At 57.3% G+C, this 25,319-nt stretch carries 24 protein-coding genes and 4 pseudogenes; 18 read left to right on the forward strand and 10 right to left on the reverse strand.

Translation table 11 applies throughout. The features are described from left to right. Nucleotides 1-136 precede the first annotated feature (136 nt). The 11 genes and pseudogenes from JFU47_RS33070 to JFU47_RS06595 form a co-directional block, all read left to right on the forward strand. A pseudogene (locus JFU47_RS33070) lies at nt 137-400 on the forward strand (NAD-dependent epimerase/dehydratase family protein); the annotation flags it as partial. A gap of 197 nt (nt 401-597) precedes the next feature. After that, nucleotides 598-2,025: an arginine-ornithine antiporter gene (arcD, locus tag JFU47_RS06550; RefSeq protein WP_201181968.1), complete on the forward strand. Its 1,428-nt coding sequence runs from the start codon at nt 598-600 to the stop codon at nt 2,023-2,025. Between the two features lie 35 nt (nt 2,026-2,060). Then, nucleotides 2,061-3,317, forward strand: coding sequence for an arginine deiminase (arcA, locus tag JFU47_RS06555; RefSeq protein WP_140682338.1), 1,257 nt, complete (start codon nt 2,061-2,063; stop codon nt 3,315-3,317). Nucleotides 3,318-3,386: 69 nt separating this feature from the next. After that, nucleotides 3,387-4,397, forward strand: a complete 1,011-nt coding sequence (locus JFU47_RS06560; RefSeq protein ID WP_201181970.1) for an ornithine carbamoyltransferase — start codon at nt 3,387-3,389, stop codon at nt 4,395-4,397. 179 nt (nt 4,398-4,576) lie between these two features. After that, complete coding sequence (gene arcC / locus JFU47_RS06565; protein ID WP_201181971.1) at nt 4,577-5,506, forward strand: carbamate kinase; 930 nt, start codon at nt 4,577-4,579, stop codon at nt 5,504-5,506. Nucleotides 5,507-5,569: 63 nt separating this feature from the next. Further along, nucleotides 5,570-5,932 carry a DUF5064 family protein gene (locus JFU47_RS06570; RefSeq protein WP_140682332.1) on the forward strand — a complete coding sequence of 121 codons (363 nt, stop codon included), beginning with the start codon at nt 5,570-5,572 and terminating at the stop codon, nt 5,930-5,932. A gap of 136 nt (nt 5,933-6,068) precedes the next feature. Further along, nucleotides 6,069-6,917, forward strand: coding sequence for a cation:proton antiporter domain-containing protein (locus JFU47_RS06575; RefSeq protein ID WP_242485087.1), 849 nt, complete (start codon nt 6,069-6,071; stop codon nt 6,915-6,917). 225 nt (nt 6,918-7,142) lie between these two features. After that, the gene (locus tag JFU47_RS06580) at nt 7,143-8,231 is read left to right on the forward strand and encodes an efflux RND transporter periplasmic adaptor subunit (protein WP_339527578.1); all 1,089 of its coding nucleotides are present in this window, start codon (nt 7,143-7,145) and stop codon (nt 8,229-8,231) included. Beyond that, the gene (locus JFU47_RS06585) at nt 8,228-11,437 is read left to right on the forward strand and encodes an efflux RND transporter permease subunit (RefSeq protein ID WP_201181974.1); all 3,210 of its coding nucleotides are present in this window, start codon (nt 8,228-8,230) and stop codon (nt 11,435-11,437) included. Before JFU47_RS06580 ends, JFU47_RS06585 begins: the two co-directional genes overlap by 4 nt. Nucleotide 11,438: 1 nt before the next feature. Further along, complete coding sequence (locus JFU47_RS06590) at nt 11,439-12,872, forward strand: efflux transporter outer membrane subunit (RefSeq protein WP_201181976.1); 1,434 nt, start codon at nt 11,439-11,441, stop codon at nt 12,870-12,872. 247 nt (nt 12,873-13,119) lie between these two features. Next, nucleotides 13,120-13,368, forward strand: coding sequence for a hypothetical protein (locus JFU47_RS06595; RefSeq protein ID WP_201181977.1), 249 nt, complete (start codon nt 13,120-13,122; stop codon nt 13,366-13,368). Here the strand turns inward: JFU47_RS06595 and JFU47_RS33520 are convergent. The 3 genes and pseudogenes from JFU47_RS33520 to JFU47_RS06605 form a co-directional block, all read right to left on the reverse strand. Beyond that, on the reverse strand, nt 13,359-13,538 hold the full coding sequence (locus tag JFU47_RS33520; protein WP_446739630.1) for an integrase arm-type DNA-binding domain-containing protein: 180 nt from the start codon (nt 13,536-13,538) through the stop codon (nt 13,359-13,361). The two genes, JFU47_RS06595 and JFU47_RS33520, sit on opposite strands and share 10 nt — an antisense overlap. A 208-nt stretch (nt 13,539-13,746) precedes the next feature. Further along, a pseudogene (locus JFU47_RS06600) lies at nt 13,747-14,558 on the reverse strand (quinone oxidoreductase family protein); the annotation flags it as partial. A gap of 567 nt (nt 14,559-15,125) precedes the next feature. Further along, nucleotides 15,126-16,538, reverse strand: a complete 1,413-nt coding sequence (locus JFU47_RS06605) for a purine-cytosine permease family protein (RefSeq protein WP_201181979.1) — start codon at nt 16,536-16,538, stop codon at nt 15,126-15,128. 325 nt (nt 16,539-16,863) lie between these two features. Here JFU47_RS06605 and JFU47_RS06610 point away from each other — a divergent pair, with 325 nt between their 5' ends. From JFU47_RS06610 to JFU47_RS06620, 3 genes are all read left to right on the forward strand, one after another. Then, complete coding sequence (locus JFU47_RS06610; protein ID WP_095129262.1) at nt 16,864-17,349, forward strand: flavin reductase family protein; 486 nt, start codon at nt 16,864-16,866, stop codon at nt 17,347-17,349. Between the two features lie 102 nt (nt 17,350-17,451). Continuing rightward, nucleotides 17,452-18,495 (forward strand): LLM class flavin-dependent oxidoreductase, encoded by a 1,044-nt coding sequence (locus JFU47_RS06615; protein ID WP_201181980.1) that lies wholly within the window; start codon nt 17,452-17,454, stop codon nt 18,493-18,495. Between the two features lie 206 nt (nt 18,496-18,701). Further along, a complete protein-coding gene (locus JFU47_RS06620; RefSeq protein ID WP_201181982.1) occupies nt 18,702-18,965 on the forward strand; it encodes a hypothetical protein in 264 nt (87 codons plus the stop codon). Nucleotides 18,966-19,182: 217 nt separating this feature from the next. Here JFU47_RS06620 and JFU47_RS06625 read toward each other — a convergent pair whose 3' ends face one another. The 4 genes and pseudogenes from JFU47_RS06625 to JFU47_RS06640 form a co-directional block, all read right to left on the reverse strand. Then, nucleotides 19,183-20,529, reverse strand: a complete 1,347-nt coding sequence (locus tag JFU47_RS06625; RefSeq protein WP_201181983.1) for a glutamine synthetase family protein — start codon at nt 20,527-20,529, stop codon at nt 19,183-19,185. Between the two features lie 23 nt (nt 20,530-20,552). Continuing rightward, entirely contained in the window at nt 20,553-21,107 is a 555-nt protein-coding gene (locus JFU47_RS06630; protein WP_123368004.1) for a helix-turn-helix domain-containing protein, read from the reverse strand. 25 nt (nt 21,108-21,132) lie between these two features. Further along, nucleotides 21,133-22,422, reverse strand: coding sequence for an NAD(P)/FAD-dependent oxidoreductase (locus JFU47_RS06635; protein ID WP_201181985.1), 1,290 nt, complete (start codon nt 22,420-22,422; stop codon nt 21,133-21,135). Nucleotides 22,423-22,580: 158 nt separating this feature from the next. After that, nucleotides 22,581-22,901: pseudogene (locus tag JFU47_RS06640) on the reverse strand (NAD(P)/FAD-dependent oxidoreductase); the annotation flags it as partial. Between JFU47_RS06640 and JFU47_RS33525 the strand changes: the two are divergent. Then, a pseudogene (locus JFU47_RS33525) lies at nt 22,900-23,109 on the forward strand (hypothetical protein); the annotation flags it as partial. The pseudogenes JFU47_RS06640 and JFU47_RS33525 overlap by 2 nt on opposite strands. On the opposite strand, the gene JFU47_RS06645 reads toward JFU47_RS33525, so the two are convergent. Next, complete coding sequence (locus tag JFU47_RS06645; protein ID WP_201181986.1) at nt 23,085-23,420, reverse strand: hypothetical protein; 336 nt, start codon at nt 23,418-23,420, stop codon at nt 23,085-23,087. The pseudogene JFU47_RS33525 and the gene JFU47_RS06645 overlap by 25 nt on opposite strands. A gap of 70 nt (nt 23,421-23,490) precedes the next feature. After that, the gene (locus JFU47_RS06650; RefSeq protein WP_140682288.1) at nt 23,491-23,709 is read right to left on the reverse strand and encodes a hypothetical protein; all 219 of its coding nucleotides are present in this window, start codon (nt 23,707-23,709) and stop codon (nt 23,491-23,493) included. 170 nt (nt 23,710-23,879) lie between these two features. Here JFU47_RS06650 and JFU47_RS06655 point away from each other — a divergent pair, with 170 nt between their 5' ends. Beyond that, complete coding sequence (locus tag JFU47_RS06655) at nt 23,880-24,119, forward strand: hypothetical protein (protein ID WP_095129729.1); 240 nt, start codon at nt 23,880-23,882, stop codon at nt 24,117-24,119. 13 nt (nt 24,120-24,132) lie between these two features. Then, nucleotides 24,133-24,483, forward strand: coding sequence for an osmotically-inducible lipoprotein OsmE (gene osmE, locus JFU47_RS06660; protein ID WP_201181988.1), 351 nt, complete (start codon nt 24,133-24,135; stop codon nt 24,481-24,483). A gap of 57 nt (nt 24,484-24,540) precedes the next feature. On the opposite strand, the gene JFU47_RS06665 is transcribed toward osmE, so the two are convergent. Then, nucleotides 24,541-24,744 (reverse strand): DUF2188 domain-containing protein, encoded by a 204-nt coding sequence (locus tag JFU47_RS06665; RefSeq protein WP_111452175.1) that lies wholly within the window; start codon nt 24,742-24,744, stop codon nt 24,541-24,543. 211 nt (nt 24,745-24,955) lie between these two features. On the opposite strand from JFU47_RS06665, the gene JFU47_RS06670 reads away from it, so the two are divergent. Further along, nucleotides 24,956-25,318 carry an NUDIX hydrolase gene (locus tag JFU47_RS06670; RefSeq protein ID WP_201181989.1) on the forward strand — a complete coding sequence of 121 codons (363 nt, stop codon included), beginning with the start codon at nt 24,956-24,958 and terminating at the stop codon, nt 25,316-25,318. Nucleotide 25,319: the final 1 nt, after the last annotated feature.

Genomic DNA, 25,319 nt, shown 5'->3' on the forward strand with positions numbered 1-25,319 from the left:
GTACTTGGCAAGCTAAATCGATACACCATCCGGCTACATTTTGGCAGGTCACCAGAAGCATACCCCCCCACTCATGGGGGGTGCGTAACATTAGTCAAAAAAGTGATTTGTCGCTGGTAGCCTCCAGTAGCCGACCGCGCGCGAACTAATGGTGGAAGTTTTGCTGAAGAACTTAGCACGCCGCGGCGAAGTGGATGGCCGCGCTCTGCGCCTTCCAGGTATTGTCGCCCGACCGCTTTAGCCCAATAGCCTGAGCTCTGCCTTCAGGAGCAATATGCTGCATACCTATGCTGCAGGAGAAACTTATACATGCCCGGTTTCTGAACAGGCCAAGGCTTGGTGGATGTCGGCACGCTGCTGCGTAGACAACCTGCTGAACGCTGCCGAACATGAAAAACCCAGGTTCGAAACGTGTCTGACAGTCACCGGTGCTGCAACTTGATTCTTGAACTGGTGTTTTTGGCCTCAGGATCCTGGCAAAACTAACATTGGCTAAAGTTCTGCAATGGAATCTGGCAATACATTGATTTAAATCAGAAGACTCAACAACGAACGAATTCAACCTGACATATCTCTTCTCCTGTATTGGCGTCATTTATGTCTGAATCCCCCGGAAAACTGAAACTCGGCGCCCTTGTGGCGCTAGTTGTCGGCTCAATGATAGGTGGCGGGATCTTCTCTTTGCCGCAAAACATGGCTGCCAGTGCCGACGTCGGCGCCGTGCTGATCGGTTGGGCCATTACGGCCGTCGGCATGTTGACTCTGGCCTTCGTCTTCCAGACCCTCGCCAACCGCAAGCCTGATCTTGACGGTGGTGTCTACGCCTACGCCAAAGCCGGTTTCGGCGACTACATGGGGTTCTCGTCCGCCTGGGGTTATTGGATCAGTGCCTGGCTGGGTAACGTCGGTTACTTCGTACTCTTGTTCAGCACCCTCGGCTACTTCTTCCCCATTTTTGGGGAAGGGAATACGGTAGCCGCCGTGATTGGTGCCTCTGTGCTGCTCTGGGGGGTGCACTTCCTCGTACTGCGGGGGATCAAGGAAGCAGCATTCATCAACCTGGTGACCACCGTTGCCAAGGTCGTACCGCTGCTACTGTTTGTGCTGATCGCAATCTTCGCCTTCAAACTGGAGATCTTCACCGCCGATATCTGGGGGCTCAAAAACCCGGACCTAGGCAGTGTGATGAACCAGGTGCGCAACATGATGTTGGTCACCGTCTGGGTGTTTATCGGCATCGAAGGTGCGAGCATTTTCTCGGCCCGCGCGGAAAAACGCAGCGACGTCGGTAAAGCCACCGTGATCGGGTTCATCACCGTGCTGCTGTTTCTGGTGCTGGTGAACGTGCTGTCGCTGGGTATCATGACCCAGCCGGATCTGGCCAAACTGCAGAACCCGTCGATGGCCGCGGTGCTGGAACATGTGGTCGGGCCGTGGGGTGCAGTGCTGATCAGCGTCGGTCTGATCATCTCCTTGCTGGGGGCCCTGCTGTCCTGGGTGCTGCTGTGTGCGGAAATCATGTTCGCTGCCGCCAAGGACCACACCATGCCGGCGTTTTTACGCAAGGAAAACGCCAACCAGGTGCCGGTCAATGCCTTGTGGCTGACCAACGCGATGGTGCAGCTGTTCCTGATCATCACCCTGTTCTCGGCCAGCACTTACCTGTCGCTGATCTACCTCGCCACCTCGATGATTCTGGTGCCGTATCTGTGGTCCGCGGCTTATGCCTTTCTGCTGGCAGTGCGCGGCGAAACCTATGAAAACGCCGTGACCGAACGCAAGAAAGACCTGTTCATCGGCGCCGTCGCATTGATTTACGCGGTTTGGCTGATCTATGCCGGTGGCGTCAAATATTTGCTGCTCTCCGCCCTGCTCTATGCCCCTGGCGTCATCCTGTTCGCCAAGGCGAAGCTTGAGATCAATACACCAGTTTTCACCAACGTCGAAAAGCTGATTTTCGCAGCAGTCGTTGTGGGCGCCCTGGTCGCCGCTTACGGGCTGTATGACGGCTTCCTGACTCTGTAACACCCGACAATTCTTTCATCTGGAGGATCACTGTAATGACCACCGAAAAAGTTAAGTACGGCGTCCATTCCGAAGCCGGCAAACTGCGTAAAGTCATGGTTTGCTCTCCAGGTCTGGCTCACCAAAGGCTGACCCCGAACAACTGTGACGAACTGCTGTTCGACGATGTGCTGTGGGTCGCCCAAGCCAAGCGCGACCATTTCGACTTCGTCACCAAAATGCGTGAGCGCAATGTCGACGTGCTGGAAATGCACAACCTGCTGACCGACATCGTTGCAATCCCCGAAGCCCTGGACTGGATTCTGGAGCGCAAGATCACCGCCAACTCGGTCGGCCTCGGCCTGGTCAACGAAACCAGTTCCTGGCTACGCAGCCTGGAGCCGCGCAAGATCGCCGAATTCTTGATCGGCGGCGTCTCTGCTGACGACCTGCCGGACAGCTTCGGCGGCAAGACCATCCAGATGTTCCGCGATTTTCTCGGCCACTCCAGCTTCATCCTCCCGCCGCTGCCCAACACCCAGTTCACCCGCGACACCACGTGCTGGATTTACGGTGGCGTGACGCTGAACCCGATGTATTGGCCGGCGCGTCGTCAGGAAACCCTGCTGGCCAGCGCCATCTACAAGTTTCATCCTGAGTTCACCAACGCCGACTTCCAGATCTGGTATGGCGATCCGGATCAGGATCACGGCAACGCCACCCTGGAAGGTGGCGACGTGATGCCGATCGGCAACGGTGTGGTGTTGATCGGCATGGGCGAACGTTCGTCTCGTCAGGCTATCGGCCAACTGGCAGTCAATTTGTTCAAGCACAAAGCAGTCGAGAAAGTGATTGTCGCCGGCCTGCCGAAATCCCGCGCAGCGATGCACCTGGACACTGTGTTCAGCTTCTGCGACCGCGACCTGGTGACGATCTTCCCCGAAGTAGTGAACCAGATCGTCGCCTTCACCCTGCGCCCTGACGAAAGCAAACCGGGTGGCATCGACATTCGCCGCGAAGAAACCAACTTCCTCGACACCGTGGCCAAGGCCCTTAACCTCAAAGCATTGCGCGTGGTGGAAACCGGCGGCAACAGCTTCGCCGCCGAACGCGAGCAGTGGGACGACGGCAACAACGTGGTGGCCGTGGAGCCAGGCGTGGTAATCGGTTATGACCGCAACACCTATACCAACACCCTGCTGCGCAAGGCCGGTGTGGAGGTCATCACCATCAGCGCCGGCGAGCTCGGTCGCGGCCGTGGCGGCGGCCACTGCATGACGTGCCCAATCATTCGCGACCCTATCGACTATTAAATCGCCCACCTCGGCTCGCACTTATAAAGCGCGTGCCCTGGGGATAACCGACACCTAAGGAGATCCAAAATGGCTTTCAACATGCGCAACCGCAGCCTGCTCTCGCTGATGCACCATACGACTCGCGAGCTGCACTATTTGCTGGACCTTTCCCGCGACCTCAAACGCGCCAAGTACACCGGCACCGAGCGTCCGCACCTGCAAGGCAAGAACATTGCGCTGATCTTCGAGAAAACCTCGACGCGCACCCGTTGTGCCTTCGAAGTCGCGGCCCATGATCAGGGTGCCCACGTCACCTACATCGACCCGGTGTCGTCGCAGATCGGCCACAAGGAAAGCATGAAAGACACCGCCCGCGTGCTGGGGCGTATGTTCGATGCCATCGAGTACCGTGGCTTTGAACAGGAAATCGTCGAGGAGTTGGCCAAGTTTGCCGGCGTGCCGGTGTTCAACGGCCTGACCGCTGAATTCCACCCGACCCAAATGATCGCCGACACCCTGACCATGCGCGAACACAGCGACAAACCGCTGCACGACATCAGCTACGCTTACCTCGGTGACGCCCGCTACAACATGGGCAACTCGCTGCTGATGATCGGCGCCAAACTCGGCATGGACGTGCGAATCGGCGCGCCGAAAGCCCTGTGGCCACACGCTGACTTCATTGCCCAGTGCAAAGCCTTCGCCGAAGAAAGCGGCGCGCGCATTACCATCACCGAAGACCCGAAAGAAGCGGTCAAGGGCGTGGACTTCATCCACACCGACATTTGGGTGTCGATGGGTGAGCCGGTGGAGGCATGGGACGAACGCATCGAGCAACTGTTGCCGTACCAGGTCAACGCCGAGATGATGAAAGCCGCCGGCAACCCGCGCGTGAAGTTCATGCATTGTTTGCCGGCGTTCCACAACAGCGAAACCAAGGTCGGCAAGGACATCGCCGCGCGCTACCCGCACCTGGCCAATGGCGTCGAGGTGACCGAAGAAGTCTTCGAATCGCCGGCCAACATCGCCTTCGATCAAGCGGAAAATCGCATGCACACTATTAAGGCGATCCTGGTGTCGGCGTTGGCGGATATCTAAGGACCCATGCGGCTCCTCCTGCAGGAATACAAACCTTGTGGGAGCGAGCCTGCTCGCGAAGACGGACTTACATTCACTATTAATGTCGACTGATACACCGCTTTCGCGAGCAGGCTCGCTCCCACATTGACCGGGTTTCGACAGGGAGACCGAGTCACCTCATTTAGAAGGACTGCATTATGCGTATCGTCGTTGCTCTGGGCGGTAACGCCCTGCTCCGCCGTGGTGAGCCCATGACAGCGGATAACCAGCGCGCCAACATCCGCGTCGCCACCGAACAGATCGCCAAGATTTATGCCGGCAATGAACTGGTCATCGCCCACGGTAATGGCCCGCAAGTGGGCCTGTTGTCGCTGCAAGCCGCCGCCTACACCTCGGTTTCGCCGTACCCGCTGGACGTACTCGGCGCCGAAACCGAAGGCATGATCGGCTACATCATTGAACAGGAACTGGGCAATCTGCTGGACTTCGAAGTGCCCTTCGCCACCCTGCTCACTCAAGTCGAAGTCGATGCCAATGACCCGGCGTTCCAGACCCCCACTAAACCCATCGGCCCGGTCTACACCAAGGCTGAGGCGGAAAAACTCGCGGCCGAAAAAGGCTGGGCCATTGCCCCGGATGGTGACAAGTTCCGCCGCGTAGTCGCCAGCCCGAGACCGAAACGCATCTTCGAAATCCGTCCAATCAAATGGCTGCTGGAAAAAGGCAGCATCGTGATTTGCGCCGGCGGTGGCGGCATCCCGACGGTGTATGGCCCCAGCGGCAAACTGCAAGGTGTGGAAGCGGTCATCGACAAGGACCTGTGCTCGGCACTGCTGGCCGAACAGCTGGAAAGCGATCTGTTGGTGATCGCCACCGACGTCAACGCCGCCTACATCGACTTCGGCAAACCGACCCAGAAGGCCATCGCTCAGGCACACCCCGACGAAATGGAAAAACTCGGCTTCGCAGCAGGCTCCATGGGACCAAAGGTTCAGGCCGCCTGCGAGTTCGTCCGGCATACCGGAAAAGTCGCGGTGATCGGCTCACTTTCGGACATCGAGGCCATCGTTCAGGGCACGGCGGGCACCCGCATCAGTACGGCGAAACCTGGCATTAGCTACCAATAAAAGAACTCCGGGGACGGCCTGAAACCTGCCCTGATTCAATGCCTTTTTGAAGGAGAGACAACAATGGCTACCTTTGAGCCCGGTCATCTGCACATCGAGCGCCACGCGCTGAACAAGGACGATGTCAGTTACAACATATGCATCGACTATGAAGTCCACCAGGATCCCAAGGAAGGTAAAGGCATGCTGTTCACGATGCACGGCAATATCCAGGGCAGGGAGATGGAAGAAAAATTCTTCCTGCCCAAGGACCAAGCCTACAATTTTGGTAGCAACGTCACGCATATTGCAGAGAAGTACGGCATACCCAAGATGTACAGCGCCATCGGTTCAATGCACAAAAACTACGACGTGATGTTCGAAGATGTCAGGGTACAGCTGGATATGAAGTCGGGGGACCCGGTCAAACCCGAGCATCTGGAATAACCTGACTTTTCTGCGTTTTAAGCGCCGAGTCAGAATGGCAATGATGCCATTGCCGTAGCATCAACCTGGACAAGCAGGTCATCGATGTATCAGAACTTAGCCCTGCTTGCCGCTTTCCTCCTGACCTACAGCATATTTGCGGGGCGTTTCGAGTCACGTCTGCATCCTTCTGGCTCCCACCGATGCTGCGCTGGGTAAGGCCGTTGTGAGCAATCCCAAGGTTTCGGCGTCCGTGCGTGAAGGGTTAAACGTGGAGAGCGGGTTGAATGATGGCATCTGCGTTCCAGTACTGTTGATGTTCCTGGCCCTGCTGGTCGAAGAGCAGACGCAGTCACCCCTCTCGCTGGCAGTGGAGTTGGTTGTCGAGGAGTTGGGCATCGGTGCAGTCATCGGTATCGCCCTTACGCTTATCGCCTGGCTGTTGCAGCGTCACTCCGAAAAACACCATTGGCAAACCCCCATGTGGTCACAACTGACACTGCCCGGGTTAGCCATTCTTTGCTTCGCCACAGCGCAAGCATTAGGCGGTAGCGGGTTTATCGCCGCATTCGTCGGCGGGTTGTTCGCAAGCTATTTGTTTACCGAGCAAAAACATCACCTGCTCAAGGCCAGCGAAGAATTCGCCAGCCTGTTATCGGTCATTACCTGGGTCGTATTTGGCGCGCTGGTCATCCCTCGGGCCTGGAGCAGTCTTACCCTGAACATCTGGCTCTACGCAGTGCTCAGCCTGACCGTGATTCGCATACTGCCTGTGCTCATCAGCCTGGCAGGGACTCGCTTCGATTTCGAAACCCGCCTGTTCATCAGTTGGTTTGGCCCGCGAGGTCTGGCAAGCATCGTCTTTGCCGTGATGATATTGGACTACCCTCTACAAGCCAGTCGTACCTTGGTGGCTACCGCTGTCTGTACCGTTTTACTCAGCGTGCTATTACATGGTCTGAGTGCCAATCCATGGGTTGCTCGACTGGCTCTTCGTGATCATTGATTTCAGTCAAATTTGACACCTTTTGTTGGTTCGCATTGTGAAGACATAGTGGCTACGCTTCTGTTCGAGTGACCTTTACGGAGCATGGGCATGGGCGCAAACATGAACGTTGTCAGACAGCTCGTCTGCTTGCCCATCGCCATTCTGATAGGGGTCTTAAGCCTTGTTGCCGGTTGCGGCAAAGAGCCTGCTACCCTGGCCCGTCAAGCCCCCAATGTAACGGTCATGACGGTCACCGCGCGCGATACCCCGGTGACGTTCGAATTCGTTGCCCAGACACAGAGTTCCCGCGAGGTGGAGATCCGCGCCCGGGTTGCCGGCTTCCTGGAAAAGCGGCTGTACACCGAAGGCGATTTGGTGAAAAGCGGGCAAACGCTGTTCCAGATGGACCGTAAACCTTTTGAAGCCTCGTTGCTGTCGGCGCAGGGCCAATTGGCTCAACAACAGGCTCGCTGGGAAGTGGCCAAGGCCACACTGGCCCGTGTCCGTCCCTTGGCGGCGCAGAATGCGGTCAGCAAGATGGATCTGGACAATGCCGTCGGCGATGAGCGTCAGACCCGGGCCGCCGTGCTTGCCGCCGAGGGCACGGTTCGAACCGAGCAGTTGAACCTCAGTTACACCACCATCGCCTCCCCCCTCACCGGCCTTTCAAGTTTTGCCAAAAAACAGGAAGGCAGTTACGTCACGCCAGGTGAATCCGGGCTGCTGACCACCGTCTCACAGATGGACCCGATCTACGTCAACTTCAGTCTTTCGGAAAACGAGACGCTCAAGTACCGCGACGAGATTGCCTCCGGGCACCTCATATTCCCTCTGCGCAGTGAGTTTGTCGTAGAAGTGGTGCTGGCCGACGGGTCAGTGGTACCTGACCGTGGTCGCCTGAATTTTGCCGCGCCCTCTTATAGCCAGGACACTGGCACCTTTCTGGTCCGCGCCGTGGTGGCCAACCCGAACGGCCAACTGCGTCCCGGCCAATTCGTACGGGCGCGGGCAATCGGAGCTTCCAGGCCGAACGCCATTGTGGTGCCGCAGAAGGCCGTGCTGGAGGGTGCCAAGAGCCACTTCGTCTGGGTGATCAATGCCGAGGGCAAGCCCGAACAACGCGTTGTCGAAGTGGGTGACTGGCATGGCGATGACTGGTTCATTACCCAAGGCTTGCAAGCGGGCGAACGCATAGTGGTCGACGGTGCGATCAGAGTAACGCCCGGAGGGCCGCTGAATATCATTTCCCCCCCTCCCCCCGCGCAGGCAGGCGAGACAACGGCGAAACCGACAGCTGCCAAATCGGCGCAAGACACTGGGCGCAGCCCATGAGCATTTCGCACTATTGCATTGATCGCCCCATCTTCGCGTCGGTGATCTCGATCATCATCACCTTGGCTGGCGCAGTGGCGATGGCTAAATTGCCGGTCGCCCAGTACCCGGATATTACGCCACCGCAAATTACGGTTTCAGCGACCTACCCGGGTGCCGATGCACAGGTCGTGGCCAATAACGTGGCAGCGCCAATCGAGCAGCAGGTCAACGGCGCCGACAACATGATCTACATGAACTCGTCGAGCTCCGCGACGGGCAACATGACCCTCAACGTCTTCTTCGAGATTGGCACCGACCCTTCTCTTGCCCAGGTGGACGTGCAAAACCGGGTCAATCTGGCCCTGCCGCAATTGCCCTCCGCGGTTCAGAGCCAGGGTATTCAGGTACAGAAAAAATCCTCGGCGTTCATGATGGTTCTTGCCGTGTATTCTGCCGGCGACCGCTATGACAGCACCTATGTCGCCAACTACGCCAACCTCTATATTCTGGATGCGATCAAGCGTATTCCGGGCGCCAACCAAGCCAGTATTTTTGGCACACCGGACTACGCCATGCGGATCTGGCTCAAACCCGATCGAATGGCCCAGTTGGGGATTACTGCCGCTGACGTGCAGAAAGCGGTCACCAATCAGAACCAGCAATTCGCCGTAGGCCGTGTGGGTCAATCCCCGACGGGCCAAGCCGTGGAACAGTCTTTTGCCGTGACCACCAAGGGACGCCTGACTGAACCTGCGGAGTTCGAGAACATCATCTTGCGCGCGAGCAATGACGGGGCTGCCATTGTTCGTCTGAAGGACATTGGTCGAGCCGAGCTCGGGCAAAAAGACTACTCCCTGCGCAGCACCTATCAGGGACGTCCCGCCACATTGATCGCGGTGTATCAACAACCGGGGGCAAACGCGCTCGACGTCTCGGCAGCCGTGACGTCAACCCTGGCGCAAATGAAGACGACCTTTCCCGAAGGGATCGAATACAAAATCGTGATGGACACCACCGCGTTTACCCGCGCGTCGATTTCCGAGGTCATACACACCTTTTTCGAAGCGTTGGTGTTGGTGGTCGTGGTGGTTTTCATCTTCCTGCAGAGCCTGCGCGCCACGCTGATCCCGGTGCTCGCCGTGCCGGTGTCCATTGTTGGCACCTTTATCGGCATGTCGGCCCTTGGGTTTTCGGTGAACATGCTGACGCTGTTTGGCATGGTGCTGGCCATCGGCATCGTGGTGGACGATGCCATCGTGGTGATTGAAAACGTCGAACGCAATATGCACGTGCACAAGATGAACCCCAAGGAGGCGGCCAAACGCGCCATGGATGAAGTGGCCGGTCCCGTGGTGGCCATCGTGCTGGTGCTGTGCGCGGTGTTCATCCCGGTGGCATTCATGGGGGGAATCACTGGCCAACTCTACAAACAGTTTGCGATTACCATCGCCATCTCCGTGGTGATCTCCGGCCTCGTGGCCTTGACACTTTCGCCGGCCTTGGCGGCCCTGCTGCTCAAGCCCCAACACGGCGAAAAAAACGCTTTTTTCCGCTGGTTCGAGCGCAGCTTCGAACGCATGACCGAGGGCTACTCGCGCTCGGTGGCGTTTATGATCAAGCGCTTTGTCCTGGCGTTGTTACTCTTTGCCGGCATGATCGCTCTGATTCTGCTGATGGCGCAGCGCATTCCCAGTGCCTTCCTGCCACCGGAAGACCAGGGTTATCTGCTGGGGGCCGTGATCATGCCCGATGCCGCGAGTCTGGATCGCACCGGCGAGGTGGGCAAAGTAGCCAGTGACTTCTTCATGAACGATGAGGCCGTCGAGGGCGTCGCCATCGTTAACGGCTACAGCCTGCTCGACGGCCAGAACAAGAACAATGCCGGCGCCTTTTTCGTCGGGTTCAAGGATTTCGAGGAGCGCTACAAGGACTCGCAAACAATCAAGGAACAAAGTGCCCCTGCGGTGATTCAGAAAGCTGCCCGCGCTTTTTCCACGGTACAGGGCGGGATCATTCTTCCGGTCAATCCGCCATCCATTCCCGGCCTGGGCACTACAGGCGGCATGGAGGTATGGGTTCAAAGCAAGGGCGACGCCACCGTCGACCAATTGGCTGAGATGGTCGGCACCCTTGTCGCAAAAGCCAAACAGCGCCCGGAACTCGGCGCCATTACCTCCACCTTCAACGTGTTTTCCCGGCAATTGCTGGTCGACGTAGACCGAGAAAAGGCAGAGACGCTGGGGGTGCCGGTGGAAGACGTCTACAGCACCATGCAAACCATGTTCGGCTCTCTCTATGTGTCTCAATTCAATAAATTCAGCCGCCTGTGGCAGGTGATTCTGCAGGCTGAACCGAGCTATCGGCTCAAGGCCGAAGACTTGCAGCAGATTTACGTGCGCAGCAAAAACCTTGGGATGGTGCCGCTCAAAGCCCTGCTGACCACCCGCTACGTCACCGGTCCCGACCTGCTGACCCGCTTCAACAACTTCCCGGCGGTCAAACTCACCGCCAACGCCGCACCGGGCTACAGTTCCGGCCAAGCGCTCAAGGCCCTGGAAGAAATCAGCGCTGAGATCATGACCAACGACTACGCCCTGGCCTTGAGCGGCGAAGCCTTCGAGGAGAAAAAAAGCGGCGGAGCCTCCTCTCAGGTGTTCATCTTCGGCCTGATCATGGTGTTCCTGATCCTGGCGGCTCAGTACGAGAAATGGTCCCTGCCCGTCGGCGTATTGCTGGCGGTGCCCTTTGCATTGTTCGGTGCACTGCTTGCCGTCCTGATCCGGGGGTTAAGCAATGACGTCTACTTCCAGATCGGCTTGACCATGCTGGTGGCCCTGGCCGCCAAGAACGCCATCCTCATTTTCGAGTTTGCGGTACTGAACCGGGAAAACGGCATGTCCGCCTATGATGCGGCAATGACTGCCGCCAGGGAGCGCTTGCGGCCTATCGTGATGACGTCCCTGGCGTTCATTTTGGGTTGCGTTCCGTTGGCCATTGCCGTCGGGGCATCCGAAAACAGTCGACACTCCATCGGTACAGGTGTGATCGGCGGGATGCTGGCGGCGACCGTCATCGCCATCTTTTTTATCCCTCTCTTCTACTACCTCGTTGAACGTTTGACTGAGAAAAAAGGCGCGGTCAAACAGACAACCCCGCCGCCTTCGTTAATGTCGCCCGGGGAGATTCCCGGCGGCGCCCCCCTGCACAGACATGAGGGGGATTGAGATGCGCACACGCCATCTCCCGTTGTTGATTTGCCTGGGCCTGACGGGCTGTATGCTCGGCCCGGATTACCAGCGCCCTGCCACAGACACCCCTGCTGCCTATCGCTATGCGGAGCAGGAGGCCAACAATCTGTCCAACACCCTGTGGTGGGAACAGTTCAAGGATCCGGTCCTGAATGACTTGATCCGCAGTGCGCTGGTCGAGAATAAAGACATCAAGATTGCCGCCGCCCGGGTCGAGGAATTCCAGGGTCGTTACGGAGTGGTGCGCTCGCAGATGTTTCCTCAAGTCGGCGCCGGGGCGCAAGGTAGTCGCGCCAGGGCACCGCGCGACAACGGCCCGGTGCCATTGGATTCCGGCGTCGACCCGATTTACAAAAACTACCAGACGACCCTCAATGTGAGCTGGGAGTTGGACGTCTGGGGTCGTTTACGGCGGCTCAATGAGTCGGCGCGTGCTGACTTGCTGGCCTCAGAGGAAGGTCGACGTACGGTTATTCTGAGCTTGGTATCGTCGGTGGCATCCAGCTACATAGCGCTACGCGATCTTGACCGGCAACTGGAAATCGCCCGCACCACCGCCAAGGCCCGTGGCGACTCCTACGGAATTTTTAAACTGCGCTTTGGCGCCGGCACCATTTCCGAAATGGAACTGGCGCAAAACCTCTCCGAGTTCCAGCGCACCCAAGCTTCTGTATCGCTATTCGAGTCCCAGGTGGCGCAACAGGAAAACAATTTGGCGGTGCTGCTTGGACGCAATCCGGGACCCATCATCAGAGGCCGTGATCTGACGCAACTGACCCTGCCATCGGTCCCCGCCGGGTTGCCTTCGGACTTGCTGGAGCGACGCCCCGATCTACGTCAGGCCGAACTGGACCTGATCTCCGCCAATGCCCGTATCGGTGCCGCCAAGGCGCTGTACTTCCCGACGATATCCCTGACCGGGCTGTTGGGCTCAGTCAGTAACCAACTCTCGAATTTGTTCACCGGGCCGGCCGCCACCTGGTCCTATGGTGTCGCCGCGAGCATGCCCATTTTCACCGCTGGCGGGATCGCCGGTCAGGTCCAACAGACCGAGGCCTTTCAACAACAAACCTTGCTGGTCTATCAGCAGTCGATTCAATCAGCCTTCAGGGATGTTGAAAACGCGTTGGTGGCGGCGAGCAAATCCCGCGAGCAAATGGCTTCCCAAGCCAGTCAGGTCGAGGCGTTGCGTACTTACACCAGGTTTGCACGGCTGCGCTACGACAATGGATACACCAGCTACATAGAAGTCCTGGATGCCGAACGCAGCTTGTTCGATGCCGAGTTGAATTACACCCAAACCCGGGGTTCGGTGTTCACTGCCATGATCGATGTTTACAAGGCGACAGGCGGCGGTTGGGTGACCGAAGCGGACAAGCTGACGGCAACCGTCAGCGAAAAAAGACCATGATCAGAACGCCGCCCGCCAATATTCAATTGACGCGGCACAAGTGCACGAATCCGACACGCGGTATTAGGGCTATTGGAAAACAAGCCAGAAGGGTTGATTTGAATCAACAGTTTGCTGGTTATTCGAGTACAAGCTAACAAGCAGCAAGATCAACAGCATCAATTGCTACCGTCATCGTACTTAGAGAACAAAGGATGACTCTGCACAGGTCAGGATGATTGAAACCCTGTATCGCCGAGCGCCGTAAATGAACATTTATATAGAAAAAGATCCTGCACAGAATCTCTGGTGGGTTCACATGGATCTGTGGATTGCAAGTTTCCGCAGCCTTACTGAAGCTGAATCATTTGTTGAGCGATTGAGTTCGAGAATGAATGCACCTCATTCTCTGGGAGCGACTGGGAACAATTCTCTGTCACCAGAAACGTTTCCTAATAGTCAGCCGCTCGATCAGCACGCTGTATCTGGCTCGGTAAAAAAACTTTCTCACGCTTGATACACAAGGCTCATCAGGGTGCTAAAAAAAATATCGACGGACCAAGATGGGTCTATACCCAACAGCTTTCTGGCCTCTGCTGCTTTCTCACGAGCTTTCGCGAGACTTACTTCGGGGCTCCCGTCCAGCCCCATGTCTCGGCTCTTGCCGGCAATCTTGTAGCGAAAGATCTAACTGGCGCCACCGGAACGGCCGACTTTCAAGTAAAGGCCGTCGCCATCATTGGTCATTCCAGCCAACCCGATCCTGATTATTTTCTCTACGGTTTTTGTCGTCAGTGATGCCATCAGTCACCTCCTGTTTAAAGGATGATGACTCAATCCAGATGAGTCTCAGCCCAGACCTTGGCCTCGGTGAGACGTGCTTGCGAACACGATCGATGTAATCGGCCAGGGCCGGACGGGTCATGAACAGCGAGCCTTTCATCGCCAGCATCACCGGGTCGAAGGCCGGAATCGGACCGGATGCCGTGCCGACGCACACCATCAGGCCACGACGCTTGAGCGAATCCAGCGAACCCATGAAGGTGTTCTTGCCGACGCTGTCGAACACCACGTTGCCCCCCCGCCATCAGTCAACTCGCGCACGCGCTGGGCGACATCTTCGTGGCTGTAATTGATGACATGGTCGCAGCCATGGGCCCGGGCAATTTCACCCTTGACCTCGGTGGACACGGTGCCGATGACGGTCAGGCCGAGCAGCTTGGCCCACTGCGAAACAATCAGGCCCACGCCACCGGCAGCGGCGTGCAGCAGAATGCTGTCGCCGGCCTTGAAATCGTAAATGCGCCGCATCAGGTACGACGACGTCAGGCCGCGCATGGTCATGGCCGCGGCGGTCTCGAAACTGATGGTTTCCGGCAGTTTGATCAACGGCGCGGCCGGGATCAGACGCTCGGTGCTGTAGGCCCCCAATGTATTGAGAAAACCGGTATAGGTGACGCGGTCACCCACACGGACATTGGTCACCCCCTCGCCAATGGCCTGGACCACACCGGAGGCTTCAACCCCCATGCCGTTTGGCATCGGGATCGGGTAAGTGCCATTGCGAAAGTAGGTGTCGGCATAGTTCAGGCCAACCGCCACATGACGAAGACGAACCTGGCCTGGACCGGGGTCGCCAACTTCGACCTCCTCATAACGGAGGACTTCGGGACCACCGGTTTCGTAGAAGCGTACGGCTTTGGCCATTTTTTCTTATTCTCCAGTCTGCAAGATGGGCGTGCTGCGCCGAATTGCGCTGATTGGACTGTAGGACGCCGCCTGGCGAGTCGCTTCTCATCAGGCGACAATGGCTTTTCATTTCATGACAACTACCTGCCTGTACGAATCCCGGAAACGAAAAAGCCCGGGAAGTGGGCCGTAATAGTGTTCACTTAGGGGTGGGTACATATCCGTTTCTGCGGTCACGGCTGCTATCGGTTTCGCTTTTACAGCGAGTCACTTTGAAAAGCGCAAAGTAACCAAACGCTCTTGCCCCTTCCGTTCGGTGCCTCGCCCAGGCATGGTCAGATCCTCGGAATCGACCAGTGCCAGTTAAAAACTGTTACCTATGTGCTTGAACTGTTTTGTTACCTATGTGGGTGAGTCATACCGGGGCAAAGCCTTTTGGTTCCTTTTTGGCGTTTGAAAAAGGGACTCGCTTTAAGAGCGAAACCGTAATCAGCCATCACCGCAGAAACGGATATGTACATAACCTCCCGCAAACAAAAATGCCCGGCAAAGGCCGGGCATTCCAGACGCGAACTCAATCGGGCGCTAGTTTGTGTAACCCAGTTTCGCTGCCTTGCTTTCCTGCCCCTGCCCCTGCCCACGCGTCGCCAGGCAGTAATACAACGGACAAGTCACCACCAAACCTACCAGCCACGAAAGGTCGGCGCCCTCCACCAGGTTGGCATACGGCCCGACATACAACGACGTATTGGCAAACGGCAGCTGCACAATAATCCCGATGAAATACGCAACGATCGCATGCAGATTGAAGCGCCCGTAGATCCCGCCATCCGCACGGAAGATCGAGGCAATGTCATAGCGGCCACGCTTGATCAGATAGAAGTCAATCAGGTTGATCGACGCCCAAGGCACCAGCACCAGCAACAGCGCCAAAATCAGGCCGATGAACTGGGAGATGAAATCCGCGGAAGCGCCCAATGCGACAAAACAGCAACCCGCCAGCACGACACTCGACAACACCACGCGAACTTTGATGCTCGGCGTCCACTGACTGGCGAAGGTCTGGATCGAGGTGATGATCGACAGCACCGCGCCATACAGATTCAAGGCGTTGTGGCTGATGATGTTGAGCAGAAACAGCACCATCAAAATCGGTCCCAACCAACCGGTGGACTGCTTCACTGCAGCCATCGCTTCGGTGCCTTCCGGAGTGGCCAGCACCGCCACCGCACCAAAGGTAAACGACAGAATAGTGCCCAGGGTCGCGCCCAGATACGTGGCGAAGAACGGACGGGCAATCCCGATATCCGCCGGCAGGTAACGCGAGTAGTCCGACACATAAGGCGAGAAGCTGATCTGCCAGATGATCCCCAACGACACCGTGGCCAGCCAGCCCGACAGGTCGAAACCGCCGCGGGTGAAGAAGTCCGCCGGCAAGTCATGGGCGAAGATGTAAAGGAAACCGGCGAGCAAGGCACTGCCCATGACCCAGGTCCCGATGCGGTTAAGGGTGTGAATGAAACGGTAACCGATCACTCCGATCGCGGTGGCGCTCAAGGCGCCGATGAGGATGCTCGCCGGCACCGGAACCGAAGGCGCGATGCCGACAATGGACTTGCCGGCCAGCACGATGTTGGAGATGAAAAAACCGATGTAGATGATCGCCGCAAAGAACACGATCAACAGCGCACCGTAACGGCCGAACTGGCCGCGGCTCTGCACCATTTGCGGAATCCCCATGCGCGGACCTTGCGCCGACGCCAGGGCTATCACCAGACCACCGACCATGTGCCCGAGAGCAATCGCCAGCAGTCCCCAGAACAGGTCGAGGTGGAACACTTGAACCACCATGGCGCCGGTCACGATGGGCAACGGCGCGATGTTGGTACTGAACCATAAAGTGAAAAGGTCGCGGGCCTTCCCGTGGCGTTCCGCGAGTGGGACGTAGTCGACCGTGTGATTCTCGATCAGGGGGTCTTGCCGGGACATCTGGGACATGTGCATGAACTCTAGTTTGTCTGATCTTATAGTTGTACGAAGCCAAACCGGGGGGGCTCTTTGGCCGCCCCTCAGATGCCGATCATATTATGGTATTCCAAGTTTTTAACAAGACTGATCCGGTCTTTGAGAGCCCATCTGATCCGCAATCACACTGCATAAACGCGCCCAAGACCTAGGGCAAAACCCCGTAAACATTGACTTAAAGACCGAAGGCGTACGTTTATCGGGTCGAAAAAAAAGCCCTTGCAAACTATGTATTACGGTATACCATCAGACCTACAAACACATAAAAACCCGCATTACACCGCCAGAGGACCGTCCCATGATCGATGCCGCCATCTACAAACAAGTGATGGGTTCGTTTCCTTCCGGGGTGACTGTGATTACCACGCTGGATGACGACGGCCACATCGTCGGCCTGACCGCCAGCGCCTTCAGCTCGCTGTCCATGGACCCGGCCCTGGTGCTGTTCTGCCCCAACTACAGCTCCGATTCCTATCCAGTGCTGATCAAGAACAAACGCTTTGCCATTCACGTCCTGTCTGGCGGCCAGCAGAGCGAAGCCTATGCCTTCGCACGCAAAGGCAAAGACAAGGCGCAAGGCATCGAATGGACCTTGAGCGAGCTGGGCAACCCGATTCTGGCCAACGCCACGGCGGTGATCGAATGCGAGTTGTGGCGCGAGTATGAAGGGGGTGACCACGCGATCATGGTCGGCGCGGTGAAGAACCTGATCGTGCCCCAGCACAACGCCGGGCCCCTGGTGTATTGCCACGGCAAAATGGGCGCCCTGCCCGTGCTCGCCTGATCCAGAAAATATTGTGCGCATAGTGCGAATTTCTATACTCCAATAATCAGCCAGCCGACTCCCGATCGACTGGCCAACAACAAAAGATCCGAGGTAAGCGTCATGAAGTTTTCCCTGTTCGTGCACATGGAACGTTGGGACGAAAGCGTCAGCCACCGTCAGCTGTTCGAAGACTTGACCGAACTGACCCTGATGGCCGAAGCCGGCGGTTTCAGCACCGTCTGGATCGGCGAACACCACGCCATGGAATACACCATCTCGCCGAGCCCGATGCCGCTGCTCGCCTACCTGGCCGCCAAAACCACCACCATTCACCTCGGCGCTGGCACCATCATTGCGCCGTTCTGGCACCCGTTGCGGGTCGCCGGCGAATGCGCGCTGCTGGACGTCATCAGTAACGGTCGCATGGAAGTCGGCCTGGCCCGTGGCGCTTATCAGGTGGAGTTCGATCGCATGGCCGGCGGCATGCCCGCTTCCTCCGGCGGCCAAGCGTTGCGCGAAATGGTTCCGGTGGTGCGCGCCCTGTGGCAAGGCGATTACGCCCACGATGGCGATATCTGGAAATTCCCGACCTCCACCAGCGTACCGAAGCCGATCCAGAAGCCTAACCCGCCGATGTGGATCGCCGCCCGCGACCCGGACTCGCATAACTTCGCCGTGGCCAACGGCTGCAACGTCATGGTCACGCCGCTGATGAAGGGCGACGAAGAAGTCCTCGACCTGAAGAACAAGTTTCAGGCGGCCCTGGACAACAACCCGGACGTGCCACGCCCGCAACTGATGGTCCTGCGTCACACCCACGTCCACTCGGCCGATGACCCGGAAGGCTGGAAAGTCGGGGCCAAGGCGATCTCGAAGTTCTATCGCACCTTTGATGCCTGGTTCGGCAACAAGGAAGTGCCGGTCAACGGCTTCCTGGCGCCGAGCCCGGAAGAGAAGTTCGCCGAACGTCCGGAGTTCAAACTGGAGAGCCTGCACAAGACCGCCATGATCGGCACCCCGGAAGAAATCATCCCGCGCATCAAGTATTACCAGGAACTGGGCGTCGACGAGTTCAGCTTCTGGTGCGATAACAGCTTGCCCCACGCGGAGAAGAAAAAATCCCTGGAGCTGTTTATCAAACACGTGGTCCCGGCGTTCCGCTGAGTCCGCTGCCCTGCCCCTCGGACGCGAAGCCGGGGGGGCCGACTGACGTGTAGGGTCGATTCCAATAATTGTCGGGTTGCTCGTGCCCGCCCTCAGCTGCCTTGCCATTCATCGATAACACTCAACAATCAAAAATACTTGCCGACAGTCAGGACAATGCCCCTTCGTCTGGGGATCCTGGAATGTGTAGCAGCGGATTAAAGCTGATGAAAGATATCTATCTACTGATCGAGCACGGCATCGATCAGGGCGAAGTGTATGTACTGGGCTATTTCGATGATGAACGCAAGGCTAAGGAAGTCGCCGAGGAGAAGGAGTGGGAGACGTATCGCGCCAGCTTGAAAGCCGAGCATGCATGGTCCAGCCACAAGCCGTTGGCCCCGGATAAAACAGCTTATCGGCGTTTCTGGATCAAAGCGGTTTCCAGGTTTGAGCGCGTACCTGTTCCGAGATCCTCGGCGGTCCACTGAAATTGAGCAAATGCCGAATTTCAGGCAAAAAAAATCCCAGGCAGCTGATGGACGCCTGGGACTCAAAATGCATAAACCGTGGTGGTGAACGCGGGGCGAATATTACTTAATATTTCCGTCTGTAACAATATATTTTGATTCACTATTCAGTTACTAAAACGTCCAACTCATTAAATATCCACACATTTTTTATGGACGAGCGACGAAAAGGACTGATCTAGAGGTACCAGCGATACTCCCGCGCACTGATGTCCTGCAGGAATGCCAAATGGTCCTGGCGCTTGTTTTCGCAGTAGACATCTAAAAATTCTGCCCCCAAACCCTCGCGCAGTTGCACGTTGTTTTGCATCGAACGCACGGCCTCCAGCATCTCCAGCGGGAAGTCGATTCCGCTGCCACGATCTTCGTTTAGGGATGCAATCGGTTCACGGCCCACTTCCAGCCCTTGCTCCAGCCCGACCAGAATCGCCGCCAACACGAGATAAGGATTGGCATCCGCGCCCGCCAGGCGATGTTCAATGCGCAGATTTTTAGCGTCCGACTCAGGCACCCGCAGGCAAGCGTCACGATCTTCAAAGCCCCAACTGGCGCGCGTCGCGACATTCACCGTGCCGCTCAAGCGCCGCATTGCGTTGTGATTCGGTGCAAAGATCGGCATGCAATGCGGCAACACTTCAAGGCAACCGGCCACTGCATGGCGCAGCGCCTGTTGATCGTTAGCCGCCAACAGGTTGGTTCCCGCCTCGTCGTAAAGGCTCACATGCACATGCATGCCGCTACCGGGGTGCTGCAAGTAGGGTTTTGCCATGAAGCTGGCGCGGTGGTTGTGTTTGAGGGCCACCCCCCGTGTGCTGCGGCAGAACAGGGCCGCCCAGTCGGCCGCACGCAGGCCGTCGTCAAGGTGACCGAAATTGATCTCGAACTGGCCCGGGCCCAGCTCCGCAGTGATCACTGTGGCATCGATGCCTTGCGCCCGCGCCGTCTCGACCATGTCATCGAGTACCGGTGAAAATCTCGACAGCCGTTCGATGTGCATATTCGGCTGATCATCGGCATCGTCCGTCAGCTGATCGCGAGGGAACTGTGGCAAGCCGTCACGTAGCTGGCGATCGAACAGATAGAACTCCAGTTCGAACGCGACCACAGGAAATATCCCTTTTCGGCCGAGGCGCTCGAGCACCTGCGCCAACACTTCACGCGGCTCGAAAACGATAGGCTTTTCAGTACCGCTTGAGGTAATCAGCATTTGCCCCAGCAGTTGTTTTTCCCAGCTCACGGGCTTGAGCGTACCGGGCACCAGGCGGCGTGGAGCATCCGGGTCGCCGTCGTTGAAACAGTAGTCGCCGATTTTGAACAGACCACCCTGCGTACCCAGCAACACACAGTTTTGCGGCAGCTTGAGCGCGCTGCCGGCGGCGACCTTCTCGAGCATTTCTATCGGGTAGCGCTTACCGTAAAAATGCCCGGGGATGTCCAGGGAAATCAGGTCAACGTAACGCACCTGCGGGAAGCGCTGACGAAACGCGCGAACCTCAGCAACCAGATCAGAGCAGACAGCATCCATCGTTAGTGTTCCTTGTTGTTTTATCAGGTGTAAACCCAAAGCACCCGGGTGAGCTGATCCGAGAGGTTGCCGTAGCGACAATGCGTATGACTGGCCAGTTGAAAACTGTCGCCGGTGCGCAATGTCACCGGCTTATTGTCATCCAGCCACAGCGTCAATTCCCCCTCGAGGACATAGCCACCCTGCTCCGAGCTGTCGTTCATGTGCCGATCACCACTACTGGCGCCAGGCTCCAGTTGGCTTTCAAGCATTGAAAAGGACGCCCTCATCTTCGGAGAGACGAGGATGTCGGTAATCCCGTCGGCGTAATACAGCGTGCGTCGCTCATCCGGACGGGTCACCCACGGCAATGCCATGGGCTTGGGCAAGCTGTAGAAATAGGTAGTCGGCACGCCGAGTGTTTCGCTGATGGCGGTCAAGTCCGCCACCGTGGGACGTGACAACCCCCGCTCGACTTGCGAGAGAAACCCGACCGAACGACCGATTTTGTCCGCCAGGTCTTTCAGCGTGTATTTTTTGTGTTTGCGCAGGTCCTGGATCAGGATCGCCAGCGCCGAGATTTCTTCTTGCATGTCCATCTGAAGGCTTCCAGAAATTGATGTTTCAAAGGCTGTCGCGCAGCCGATACCAGGCTTTGCCGATAGCTTCCAGCGGTGCTGCCAAATACTTTCCACCGGGAAAGCTGCCATTGAACAAACCCTGGTACAACGCCAGCTCATCCGGCTGGCCAAGTATCGCGTCGGACACGGCACGCGCCCCGGCCAATGTCGGCAGCACGCCATGTCCGGAGTAACCCTGTAGCCAGTACAGATCGCCACGTCGACCGATGTCAGGCGTGCGCTTGAGGGTCAGATCGATGTGGCCTCCCCAGGCAAAGTCCAGTTCGACGCCCTTGAGCTGGGGAAACACGCGCTCCAGATAGGGCCGTGTCGCAGCGGCGATGTCCTTCGGCATGCCGCCCAGGTAAGTGCAACCACCACCGAACAGCAGGCGGTTGTCCGGCGTGCGGCGGAAATAATCGAGGACAAACTGGTTGTCGGTGACGCACACATTGCTGGGTAGCAGCGCGGTCGCCTGTTGCTCTGAAAGTGGCGCGGTGGCCACCTGATAAGTGCCAACCGGTAACACGCAACTCGAAAGCTTCGGATCGAGCCGATCAAGGTAGGCGTTACACGCCAGCACCAGCACGTCAGCGCGAATGCGACCGCGCTCAGTGGTGACCACATAACGATCGCCTTCTTCGTGATAACTCAACGCCTTGCTCTGTTCATGAATGCGTCCACCGGCCTGTTCAATCGCAGCGGCCAGGCCGAGCGCCAGTTTCAGCGGATTCAAATGCCCGCCTTCAGGATCGAACAGACCCGCCTGGTAGCGCTCACTGGCGACCCAATCAGGCAACGCCTCGCGCGAAATAAACTGCAATCCATCGTGGCCCCACTTGTGACTGGCCTCGTGTTGCCATTCCGTCAGCAGACTCACCCGACGCGGCATCACCGACGTCCAGAGGTGGCCGGGCCGATAGTCACAATCGAAACCATGGCGCGCGGGCAAATCTCGCAACTCCTGTGCAGCCCAGCGCATGCTGTCCCATAACCGGCGCGCGCGCTCATAACCCAGCGCTGCCTCCAACGGTGGCATGTCACACGACCAACCGAGAATGGCCTGACCGCCATTGCGCCCCGAGGCGGCCCAGGCCACCCGACTGGCTTCCAGTAACGTCACGCGCTTACCGGCCAGGGCCAGACGCAACGCCGTATGCAATCCACTGAAGCCGGCCCCGATGATCAACACCTCGGTATCCTGCTCGCCTTCAAGAACCGCTCGATCCACCAAGCGATCCGCGCAGGTGTGGGCGTAATAGCTGGCGACGTGCTGGGTAGATTGCTGAAACATGCAGGCCTCGTGAATTTTTATACTTTTATTTTCATGAAAAAGTACACGTTAAATTTCACGAAGACAACCGGTCAAGGCACAAAAAAAATCCCGCCCAGGAAAACCCGGGCGGGATTTTTTCTAAGCGGCAGCGTTATCGAAGCAACGCTGCCGACGTTTCAGGCGACAGGAATCATCGGATCCGCCGAAGCCAGCGCAGTGACACGATCAGCCGCGGGCGGGTAGATCCACATCGTGTTGATCTGGGTCTTCAACGCCTTGGCTTCCTCCTTGATCAACTTCACCTGGCGGTCCCAACCTTCGGTGTAGACCGCTCCCCAGGCACCCAGATCCAGACAGGTCACGTAGTTAGGCTGGCTGTACGGGGTCGGGTCCACGCCCAGAATCTGTACGGCAACGTTGTTACCGGCATGACGACCCAGCGAGATAGCGCGCTGGCAGGTCATCAGTGCGAAGTTGCCGATGTCATCGCTGGCGGCGATGGAAGACGCCCTCGCCCAGCAGACCATTCTTGATCTCGCCAGGAAGGTCGGACAAAAAGCGCCGGCGCAATTCAGTGCTCAGGTGGACAACTGGATGAACGATCGTCGGGAAAAGAAAACCAGTGCGAGCACTCAGTCAAGCGACGACCCGATCATCCAGGTGACCGATCCGACTAAACCTTACAGACAATCACGCACTGCCTGACGCAACGCCCCGGATTTCGCCCAGGGCGGCCCCTGATAAAGCGATATGTGACTGCCACCCTTCGATTTCACGATATCCACAATCTCGTCGGCCGTAATGATGCTCGGTGCCTTGACCCTGTAGCCATTGGAAATCGCCGATTGGGTCGTGTTGGGTATCTCGTGCTGCCACGCCGGCAGAACGCACGCGGCATAGTCTTTAGGCGCCTTGTTGCTGTACTTGCTGAGATTGGGCTCACCTGGCACCAAGGACGCGGGCAACGAACAGCCCGCCAGCAACGCTAACCCTACGCCCCCAATCAATTTGCGCATGACGCTTCCTTAACCCGAAAAAAGGGAATGTAGCGTGTCGCTGTCCAGACATCCATCTGTTGCACTCACCTTAGCAAGGGGCGTTGTGATCACCGGGATCCGGATACGACCTCTCGTTCAGATAAGTCATCCATCTTTCATACGCTTCATGCTGCCATTGAGTGACCCGCTCCCATTCCGGGCCGCTCAGCTGATGTGCAGAAATCAGTTTCATCATTTCCGTGGTGGCCGCGTCCAGATCAACCATCAGTTCATGGGCATGAAATCTAAAGTCATCAGTAGTCGTCATTGGTGGTTGCCTCGCCCTAGCAAAAATTCACTACCTCACTACGACATCAGATCTGCGGGTTCACGTTCATTTTCCCGACAAAAGGCTGCACCAACGGCTCAGACGAACAAAACGCCCTGATCCGGGAAATGGGACTAAAATTTCGTAGCAGAGATTGGCAGGAGGTCATCATGTGGCTTAACGAATCTGAAAACGAACTTCGGCGTGACCTGCAAGGTGTTGCGTCGGATTTGAGATGGTCAGCGGTAGAGCTTTTGCGCATCGCAGAGCAGCTACGCCTGGCCGGCAATGATGTGGATGCGCAAGCAACCCTAAAGCTGTGCGAGTTGTTTCAGGGAGATGAAGAACGACTGAAGGGTTATGCCGAGGAAGTGAAAGCCAAGATTATCACTCGAACGAAAGCTCAATAGCAGGAGCACGGCCATGTACAAGCCTCTATGCGCGCTGGCCGTTGTACTGGCCGCGTCGGGTGGCTGCAGCACCGAATCAAGTATCTATCGTGATCAGCCGCTGGTCGCAAAGGTCGAGACTGGCATGAGCAAGGATCAAGTCCAGCAGATTGGCGGCCAGCCTTTATCCATAACGGATCGCACCGTTGAGCCTGGCACTTGCTTTGACTACAAGCTGACGCAGGCCGGCCATCAGCAGACGTACAACGTCAGTTTCGATGGCAGGGGCAAGGTCGACCATACAAGCTTCATGACCTGCGCGGAATGGAGCCACGCGCAGCAAAAAGCCCGAGAGCCTTCCCGCAGTACCGGCGGCGGTTATTAGTCCAGGACTTCAGCGCCCAGCAAAGAAAAGCCCCGGCGAACCGGGGCTGCAAGTGCGCTATTTATCTGATTTCTGGCTGCGTGCAGGCCGACTTGCCCTGGCCTTGTAGCCGGGAAGAGCGGCCGCAAAGGCCAGTGCTTCCTCTCTACTGCCAAAGGCTCCAAGCCGGTCACCTTTGGTGCACACCCGCCATGGGCCGTTGTTCACGCTGAGTACGTCATAACCGTTCATGTGCATTTTGGTCAGCATCGGAACGCTCATAGTCACCTCCATTTCGGCAGTGATGATCCTGGATTCACTTGAATACCTTACACCCGACCTTCCCTGAAGTGCCAACCAGACGTCGCGCCAGGATTCCGACATCCGGTTGCACTTTGAACCTCGTCCATCACTCCAACCATTGAGACAGACACCCCGGCTCGAATATTGCATTTTTATGACTGATTTATGACAAGCGGCAATTGGGTAACACATGAAAGTACGCGCGACCGTCATTTGCGAGCAGGACCGGCACATTCTCCTGGTGCGCAAGCCAAGGAGTCGCTGGATGCTGCCCGGCGGAAAGGTTGAGCCTGGTGAAGCCATTGCCGACGCCGCCACGCGAGAACTTCAGGAAGAGACCGGGCTTGGGGTCGACGGGTTGCTGTACCTGATGGAGTTGCAAACGGCCAGCACCCGACACCATGTGTACGAAGCCACAGTGGCGAACGCGGATGAGGCCCGTCCGCAAAACGAAATTTTCGATTGCATCTGGTATCCGCTGGACGCGATCCAGAACCTGAACACAAGCGACGCCACGCTCAAAATCATCAAAGCGTTTCAGCGTCGCTTGTAAA

The sequence above is a fragment of the Pseudomonas sp. TH39(2020) genome, from assembly GCF_016650715.1.
In the GTDB taxonomy this organism is placed as follows: domain Bacteria; phylum Pseudomonadota; class Gammaproteobacteria; order Pseudomonadales; family Pseudomonadaceae; genus Aquipseudomonas; species Aquipseudomonas mandelii_C.